Here is an 8,601-nt window from a genome sequence, read left to right on the forward strand (position 1 = left end):
GGTACCCGCTCGCTATCCGTCCTGGCCGACGGGCCCGGAACAGCGTTCCGGCCACTGCGGGACGTCGCCGGCGCGGAAGCCCTTGGCGAGTGCCTCTTCAAGGTGCGCGAGGGCCCTGAGGTCCAGCCCGCTCAGTTCCTCCGACCCGTCCATGTAGGCGGTCGCGTTCCCGGGGAGCTCGCGCAGCAGCACGACGGACGGGCCCTCGGGCGCGGTCCGCACCCCCAGTACGCGGAAGCCGGTCCCCGGCACGAAGACGATCTCTTCGTACGTCTCCGTGGAGCCGCCCGGCCGGTCGAGCAGTTGTCGCACCTTGCGTCCGGTGACGGACCAGATCGCATAGCGCCCGGGGGCTCCGGCCGGGAGCGCCGATGCCCCTGCCAGGGCGCTGACCGGCGCCGGATCGTGCAGCAGCGTACCGACCGCCGGTTCGGGGCCGTCCGCGTCTCCGCCGCGCAGCGCCACACCCCGGTAGGAGGGCAGCCTGCGCAGACCGGACGCCAGGCAGCCGGCGTAGGGCAGCAGGCGCCCCTCGCCGGTGTGCAGGTCCCGGATCAACGCCCGGTGGTGCAGCGGCCCCTCTTCGGCGGTGAGGTAGGCGTGCGCGGCGATGAGGTCGGTCCGCGCCGCCTCCAGTTCGTGACCGCGCAGCGCGGGCATCCGGGTGAGCACCCGGGACACCGCGGCAGCGTGCCCCTCCCAGGAACCGGCGGCGAGGTCCCTGAACGCGGCACGCTCCGCGGCCCCGCTGACGTGCCCGGGCAGGAACGGGAGGACGGCACGGTGCGGGGCGGGCGGTTCGGCGGCCTGCCGCTGCGGTCTGTTCACCGGCTCGGGTCGCACGGCCCGGCCACCGTCCGGCCCTGGACCGTCTCCCTCACCAACGGCGCGCCCCGCCCCGCCGGCCCCGCCGACGCCCGGTCCGCCAGGCCCGCCGACGCCCGGTCCGCCATCGGCCCCGGCGCGCACCCCATCCGAGGAGGCGACCGCCGACCGGGGCCGCGAGGCTCCCGGACCGGCTCCGGCGTCCGGCGACGCCGCGGGAGCGGAAGCCAGCTGCCTGCTCCCGACATCGGCCCCGGTCTCCGAAGACGCGACGGGCGCGGCTCCTTCAGCGAGCCGCGCCTGCGGACGGGGCTCCGAGGACGCGGTGGGCACGGCCGCCCCGGGCTCCGTTTCCCCGGCCTCGGCCTCCCCGGACACGACCGCCCCGGGGCCCGTCTCTCCGGCCTCGGCCTCCCCGGACACGACCGCCCCGGCCTCGGCCTCCCCGGGCTCGGCAGCCTTGGGAGGAGGCCCCGGGGGCGCACCCACCGCGCCCGCGGGGCCGGCGGCATCCGCATCGGCTTCGGCGGCCCCGCCGGCCAGGAGGGAATCGGGCGCGGGAACCGGCCCACCCCCCCGAAGGGACACCGGCGGCACAGGTACCCCGGCACCGGCGACGGGCCGGCCGGGAGCACCCCCGTCCGCGACGCGGGGACCCGGGGGCGCAACGGGCCCGGCCACCGGAGACCCGTCGGCAACACCCCTCACTTCGGCGGCCCCGCCGCCCTGAAGGGCATCCGGGCGCGCGGCAGGCGCGGGCGGCGGCACCCCGGGCCCCGCGGTCGGGAGGGCAACTGCCGTACCGGACTCGTGCGGCGGCATGCCGCTGGACCGTGAGACCCGTCCGGGCTGCGCGGTCGCGACCGGCCGGCCGGCCGCCGCGCCGGGGCTCGGGGGCCGGCCGGTGGTGACGTAGCGGATGTTCGGTACGCCGTGTTCGGCGGCCAGACGGCGCAGGGCGCCGTCGCCCGCCAGGAGTCTGCCGCGGACCAGCAAGGTGGTGCGGGACCGGATATCGGTCCCGAGGCCGTGCAGGAGGCGGGACAGCGCAGGCAGCAGAGAGCCGTCCAACGGCTGTCCCGGCATGCCCAGCTCGATGGCGCACGCCTCCGGGTCGACGGCCGGTCCGAGCGGCCCGGGACGGGGGCCGTCCTGTGCCCACAGGGCGAGACCGGCCCGGGTCACCGTCGCCTGCCAGCGGTCCGTCAGCCGTATCGTCCCCCGTTCGCCGCCGCCGAGCAGCCAGTCGGGCGGGTGCACCGCCGTCGGCCGGGGTACCGGGGCCCGCCCGTTCGAGTCGACCGGCCCGCAGATCACCGACGGGACGAACGGCCGCCAGCTCGGCCTGCCGTCCAGCCCGACCAGCGTGGGCCGGGGAGGTGTTCCGGGCGGTGCGTGGTCGTCCAGCAGGGGCAGGCCGGTGAGAACCTCCACCTCGGTGGCCAGCAGGTCGGCGACCGACTGCCCGAGCCGCAGCAGATCGCGCCGGCCGCCGGGCGCGAGCCGGGCGCGGGCACGCTGCGCCTCCGGCAGCCCGGCGAGGACGGCGGCGACCTCGCCGGCGGCGACGTCATCCGCCTGCGGGGCGCCGACCAGTACCGTGAGGCGCTCGAAGTCGACGGGCACGGAGTAGCACAGGTCGTCGGGGGCCGGGCCCGGTGCCTGAGCCGGGCGGATCACCACGCCCGCCGGCACACGGTCCACGACACAGCCACCGGTGCGCTCGGGCACCGCGCCCAGCGCCTCCTCCCAGGCGGGCGCCGGGGCACGCCTGCCCAGCTTCCGGGGCTTCGCACCGGGCGCGAACCGCCACCAGCCGCACCCGGGGCGGGAGTCGCCGTGGACGAAGAGCGCGCCCCCGGGCGTGATCAGGACGGCCCCGTCCGGAGCCGTCACCTCCAGTTCCCAGGCGTCCGCGATCCGGCGGGCGACGCAGGGCTGCTCCGGCCGGTCGTCACCGGCGCCGGACATGACGAGCCGGACCCGCCCGGCGCCCCGCGCGCGGAGGGAGTCCAGCAGCGCGCCCAGCCGTGCCCAGAGGTCGGCGTCGGGTGCCCCGCCCCCGGCGGAGCCCACGATCACCGTGACGACGTCCTTCTCCCTGCCTACGGCGCCCGCTACTTCGGCCACCACCTCCAAGGGGAACGAGTCGTCCTCGACCGAGCGCACGAGCAGCACGCCGTCGATGTCCTCGACGGGCGGGCCGCCGACGCCCCGGTTTCCGGTGCCGTTCGCGCCGTCGGCCGGGAGTTCCGTGCCCCGTCGGCCGGTACCGGAGCCGGACCTGCGTCCCCGGCCCGGCACCACGGAAGACCAGCGCCTCACGCGTCCGCCCCCCGGACCGGGTGAACGGCCTCGGTCACAACCCGCGCGGTGGGGCCCGCGGGCGCGGCGGCGGGCGGCCGCTCCCCCGTACGGTCCCGGACCGCGTCGCGTACCGCGTCCGGGTCCAGCAGCATGCTCACCGCGGCCGAGGGGTTCAGATACAGCACGTGCCCTTCGGGAACGCGCTTCAGAAGGTCCTCCACACCGACCAGCTCGAAGGCGAAGCGCCCGGTGGTGTGCAGGAACACCGACGAGGTGAACACCGGCACCACCGGCGTCCCGTCCGGCGCCGCGGCACTGAGCAGGCCGCCGCCCGGCGCCGTCAGCACGGCCACCTCGCGCCCCACCAGCGCGGCCGGCACCGCCTCGCCGGGCCCGTATCCGGTCGACGCGAACTGGACGGCGCGGTCCACCTCGTCCTCCGGTTCGGGCCAGCCGAGCGCACGCGGGGAAAGCCGGTATGCGGGGTTTTCCTGCCATTCGACGATCTCGCCGTCGAGGCCGGACCGCCACCGTCCGGTCATGGCCCACTCCGGGGGCCTCCCCGCTCCGGACCACATCGGGTCGACCACCCCCAGCCAGTGGTCCGGGGCCAGGCGGCCCGCCTCACGTATGTCGTCCGGAACGGGCGGAAGCGCCTCGTCCTGCTGGCTCATCGCTGTCCTCATTCGGTGAATCGGGGCGCCACCGCGGTCCGTACCGTGTCGTCCGGGTCGTCGTGCCGGAGGAGGCGGCGCGCGGTAGCGGCGTCCGTGACGACTCCGGTGAGCAGTCCGGACCTCAGTACGGCGCGGACCGCTCCGGTGCCGCGTCCACCGGCCGTGACACCGATCAACTCCCGGATGCCGCGGAGTCCGGCGGCACCGACCGCGATCGTGCGGGCGTTCACCTCGGTGGGCATCAGCCGGCCGGCGGCGTCCAGGACGTGGCCGGCCACCTCGGCGCGCGCTCCCGCCGCCCGCAGCGTCTCCCGCTCCCGCTCGGACATCGCGCCGTACACCGGGGAGTGCGGGGCATCCCACGCGCCGATGCCGACGACGGCCTTGGTGACCCGGCCGAACCGGTCCAGCGTCTCGGCGGTGGCGGGCTGGCTGCGCAGGACGGCGGCCGTCGCCGCGTCGGGCAGGAGGAACGGCGTGTGGAGCGGGAACGCCCTGCCGCCTCCCGCCGCCGCCATACGGTGGACCGCGGTGATCGCGGCGTCGCGGGCGAGGTCCCGTCCGTGCACCCCGGTCAACTGGACCACGTCGCAGAGCGGCAGCCGGGTGACCGCCTCGCTCAGCGCGTCCACCGCCTGGCTGCCGTCCAGCCCGAGGACGTCACCCTCCTCGGCGATCTCCGAGAGCAGCCGGGCCGCCGCCGTGCCGAGCCAGCGGCCGCTCTGGCGCTGGTCCGCGGGGGACGCCGTACCGCCCTCGTTCCGCTCCAAAGTGACAACGATGCCGTGGCGGAGGCCGAACCGCTCGGCCAGCGCCCGTCCCAGCGGGACGTCGATCTCGGCCGGGACCGTGATGTCGATCCGCACGATGTCGTGGGCCACCGCCGCGTCGAGGAGGCGGGCCACCTTGAACCGGCTGATGCCGAACTCCTTGGCGATCTCCACCTTCGACCGCTGCTCCAGGTAGAAGCGCCGGGCGACGGCGGCGGCGAGCAGCGTGTCGATCGGCGCCGGTAACGCCGCCACCTCAGCCGATTCAGCCATGCCACTCACCGCACTTTCATCATTCGCCAACTCACGCCACTCTGCGGCCAGTTCATCCATACGACATGATCAAAAGATAACAAGAAAGTGACACCCAAGTGACACCAGGGATGTCAGTGACCACTGAGACCGACGAGGATCATGTATGTCCCGAGGAGGCGCGAACGCTGTCTCCATGGTGGCCGCACGCACTCCACCACCAAGAACTATGTAGTCCCCACACATACGCCTGTGACCTGCGTCTTCCTACGGTGTGCCGACACGTACCCGTCCCCACCGCACACGAGGAAGTGGCGCACATGGCCTCCGCAACATCCGCTCCACCGACGCCGACCAACCTCAAGCGCATCGTCGCCGCGAGCCTGATCGGAACCACCATCGAGTGGTACGACTTCTTCCTCTACGGTTCCGCCGCGGCGCTCGTCTTCAACAAGCTGTTCTTCCCGGACTCCGACCCGCTGGTCGGCACACTGCTGTCGTTCCTGACGTACGCCGTCGGATTCGCCGCCCGCCCGCTGGGCGCCCTGGTGTTCGGGCACTACGGCGACCGGCTCGGGCGCAAGAAGCTGCTGGTGCTGAGCCTGCTGCTGATGGGCGGCGCGACGTGCGCGATCGGTCTGCTGCCCACGCACGCGACGGTCGGGACCGCCGCTCCGGTGCTGCTGACCACGCTGCGCCTGGTGCAGGGCTTCGCGCTCGGCGGCGAGTGGGGCGGCGCGGTGCTGCTGGTGTCCGAGCACGGGGACGCGCGGCGCCGCGGGTTCTGGGCCTCGTGGCCGCAGACCGGCGCGCCCGCGGGGCAGCTGCTCGCGACGGGCGTGCTGTCCGCGCTGACGGCCCTGTTGTCGGACGACGCCTTCGTCTCGTGGGGCTGGCGGATCCCGTTCCTGCTCTCCGGCGTGCTGGTGATCGTCGGTCTGTGGATCCGGCTGTCCGTCGACGAGTCGCCCGTCTTCAAGGAGGCGCTGGCGCACGCCGAGGCCCGCAGGGCGGCCCGCGACGCGGAGCCGGAGAAGCTGCCGCTGGTGTCCGTGCTGCGCCACCACTGGCGTGACGTGCTGGTGGCGATGGGCGCACGGATGGCGGAGAACATCAGCTACTACGTCATCACCGCGTTCATCCTCGTGTACGCGACGACGTCCGCCGGCGTCTCCAAGCAGACCGCGCTCAACGCCGTGCTGATCGCGTCGGCCGTGCACTTCGCGGTCATCCCCGCCTGGGGCGCGCTGTCGGACCGGGTGGGACGGCGTCCGGTGTACCTGCTGGGCGCGGCCGGTGTCGGGCTGTGGATGTTCCCGTTCTTCGCGCTCGTCGACACCGCGAGCTTCGGCAGCCTGGTCCTCGCCGTGACCGTGGGCCTGGTGCTGCACGGCGCGATGTACGCGCCGCAGGCCGCGTTCTTCTCCGAGATGTTCGCGACCCGGATGCGCTACTCCGGCGCCTCCATCGGCGCCCAGTTCGCCTCGGTCGCGGCGGGCGCCCCGGCCCCGCTGATCGCGACCGCGCTGCTGGCCGACTACGACAGCTCGACCCCGATCGCCCTGTACGTCATCGCCGCGTCCGTGCTCACGCTCGTCGCCGTGGGTGTGGCGCGGGAGACGCGTCACCGGGACCTGGCCGACGTGGCCTCCCCGGCCGGCGAGGAGCAGGCCACGGCGCGGGCGGCGGAGGGCTCGCGCACGGTGTGATCCTCCGGGTACCGGCCCTCGTACGCGATGTGCGTGCGGGGGTCAGCCCCGTTCGGGCGCGGACAGCCGGTGCAGCCGCAGGGCGAGCTGGATCTCCAGGGCGCGGGCGGGGCTCTGCCAGTCGGCGCCGAGCAGGCGGCCGACCCGCTCCAGGCGCTGGGCGACGGTGTTGACGTGGACGTGCAGGTCGTCCTTGGTGCGGGCGGGGCTCATCCCGCAGGCGAAGTACGCGTCCAGGGTGCGGACCAGGTCGGTGCCACGGCGCGCGTCGTACGCCATGACCTGCCCGATGGTGCGCTCGACGAAGCCGGCGATGTCCCGGTCCCCGGCGAGCAGCAGGCCGAGGAAGCCGAAGTCCTCGGCTGCGGCGCCGTCGCCGGAGCGGCCCAGCAGCGCCAGGGCGTCCAGGCAGCGGCGCGCCTCCTCGTAGGCCGCGGCCACGATGTCGGGGCGGCCGGCCAGGTCCCCGACCGGCGCGGAGGCGCCGACGGTGACCGCCTCGTTGACCGCCGTGCCCAGGTCGCGGGCGGTGCGGCGGGCCAGGTCGGTGGCGGTGGCGCCGGAGGTGAGCGGCAGCAGCAGGACGGTCCCGCCGTCGCGTGCGGCGGCGAGGCCGTGGCGGGTCGCGGCGAGGTGCGAGGCGGCGGACCACAGGCGCCGCCGGGCGTCCGCCGCCTGGTCGGCGTCCGCGGTGACGACGTCGAGGCGGGCGGCGAGGACGACGTGCACGGCGTCGAGGTCGGCGCGCAGCCGGGAGGCGCGGTCGCGCAGCAGGCGGGGGTCCCGGTCGCGGGCGTCCAGCAGGTCGTCCAGCAACTCGCCCCGCACGCGCTGTTCGGCCTCGGCGGCCGACCGTCTGGCCAGCAGCAGCAGCGAGGTGACCATCGCGGCGCGCTCCAGCGTGCGCTGGTCGACGGGGTCGAGGCGGGGGTGGCCGCGCAGGACGAGCGCGCCGAGCAGCTCGCCGCCCGCGGCGACGGCGGCGATCCAGTCGTCCCGGTGCCGTACGGCGTGGCCCTCCGCGCGGGACGCCGCCAGGGCGGCGGCCGGGGCCGCGGCGGCCTCGGCGAACTCGACCGTGCCGTCGAGGACCTCGGCGACGGCCGCGGCCACGTCGTGGACCCCTCCGCCGCGCAGGACGAGTTCGGCGAGCCGGTCGTGGACGTCGGAGGCGCGCTCGATGACCGCGCTGCGGTCCCGGATGATCTCGTTGGCCCGCTCCAGCCCGGCGAGGGCGGAGCGGGTCTCGGTCAGCAGGTTCGCGGTGTCGATGGCGGCGGCGGCGAGCGCGGCGAACGAGCCCAGCAGCGCGATCTGCTCCCGCTCGAAGACCCGGGCCCGCCGGTCGGCGGCGAACAGGACGCCGATGACGTGGTGCCCCAGCATCAGCGGCACGCCGAGGATGGCGACCAGGCCCTCGTCGCGCACGCCCGCGTCTATGGAGTGGGTGTGCTGGAAGCGGGCGTCCTTGAAGTAGTCGTCGGTGACGTAGGGGCGGGCGGTCTGGGCCACCAGGCCGCCGAGCCCCTCCCCCATGCCCAGCCGCAACTGCTGGAAGCGGGCGGCGACCGAGCCCTCGGTCACCCGCATGTAGGTGTCGCCCCGCGCCGGGTCGTTCAGGCTCAGGTAGGCGACGTCCGTGCCCAGCAGGGAGCGGGCGCGCTGCACGATCGCCCGCAGCACGGCGTCCAGGTCGCGCAGGCCGGCCAGGTCGTGGGCGGTCTCGAAGAGCGCCGACAGCTCCGCCTCCCGCCGGCGCCGGCCCTCCAGCTCCGCGCGCACCCGCAGGGCGAGCAGCTTGGCGTGCTCGAGCGCGGCGACCGTCTCCGCGGGACGCCCCTCGGCGCGGGCGAGCAGCACCGGCTGCTCGTAGGCGTCGGCGGAGGCGCCCCTGGCCAGCAGTTCCAGGAACGGCGTCTCGGCGCCGGCGGTCGCCGGGGCGGGGCGTTCGGCGCCGGCGGTCGCGGGACCTGGGCGTCCGGCCGCGGCGGTCGCCGGGCCGGGGCGTTCGGCACCGGCGGTCGCCGGACCGGGGCGGGGGCTCGGGGACGCCCGTCGGCT

5 protein-coding genes are annotated in these 8,601 nt (G+C 75.5%); 1 reads left to right on the forward strand and 4 read right to left on the reverse strand.

From position 1 onward, the window contains the following. Positions 1-12: 12 nt before the first annotated feature. The 3 genes from AB0G63_RS13450 to AB0G63_RS13460 are packed head-to-tail and all read right to left on the reverse strand — an operon-like array spanning position 13 to position 4,852. Positions 13-3,150 carry a hypothetical protein gene (locus tag AB0G63_RS13450; RefSeq protein ID WP_360748981.1) on the reverse strand — a complete coding sequence of 1,046 codons (3,138 nt, stop codon included), beginning with the start codon at positions 3,148-3,150 and terminating at the stop codon, positions 13-15. After that, positions 3,147-3,806, reverse strand: coding sequence for a type VII secretion system-associated protein (locus AB0G63_RS13455; protein WP_360748984.1), 660 nt, complete (start codon positions 3,804-3,806; stop codon positions 3,147-3,149). The genes AB0G63_RS13450 and AB0G63_RS13455 overlap by 4 nt, the downstream gene beginning before the upstream one ends. Positions 3,807-3,814: 8 nt before the next feature. Beyond that, on the reverse strand, positions 3,815-4,852 hold the full coding sequence (locus tag AB0G63_RS13460) for a sugar-binding domain-containing protein (RefSeq protein ID WP_360748987.1): 1,038 nt from the start codon (positions 4,850-4,852) through the stop codon (positions 3,815-3,817). Between the two features lie 299 nt (positions 4,853-5,151). Here AB0G63_RS13460 and AB0G63_RS13465 point away from each other — a divergent pair, with 299 nt between their 5' ends. After that, complete coding sequence (locus AB0G63_RS13465) at positions 5,152-6,540, forward strand: MFS transporter (RefSeq protein WP_360748990.1); 1,389 nt, start codon at positions 5,152-5,154, stop codon at positions 6,538-6,540. Between the two features lie 42 nt (positions 6,541-6,582). Here the strand turns inward: AB0G63_RS13465 and AB0G63_RS13470 are convergent, their stop codons facing one another. Continuing rightward, a complete protein-coding gene (locus AB0G63_RS13470) occupies positions 6,583-8,448 on the reverse strand; it encodes a GAF domain-containing protein (protein ID WP_360749008.1) in 1,866 nt (621 codons plus the stop codon). Between the last annotated feature and the right edge of the window lie 153 nt (positions 8,449-8,601).

It is taken from the genome of Streptomyces sp. NPDC020996 (assembly GCF_040641355.1).
In the GTDB taxonomy this organism is placed as follows: domain Bacteria; phylum Actinomycetota; class Actinomycetes; order Streptomycetales; family Streptomycetaceae; genus Streptomyces.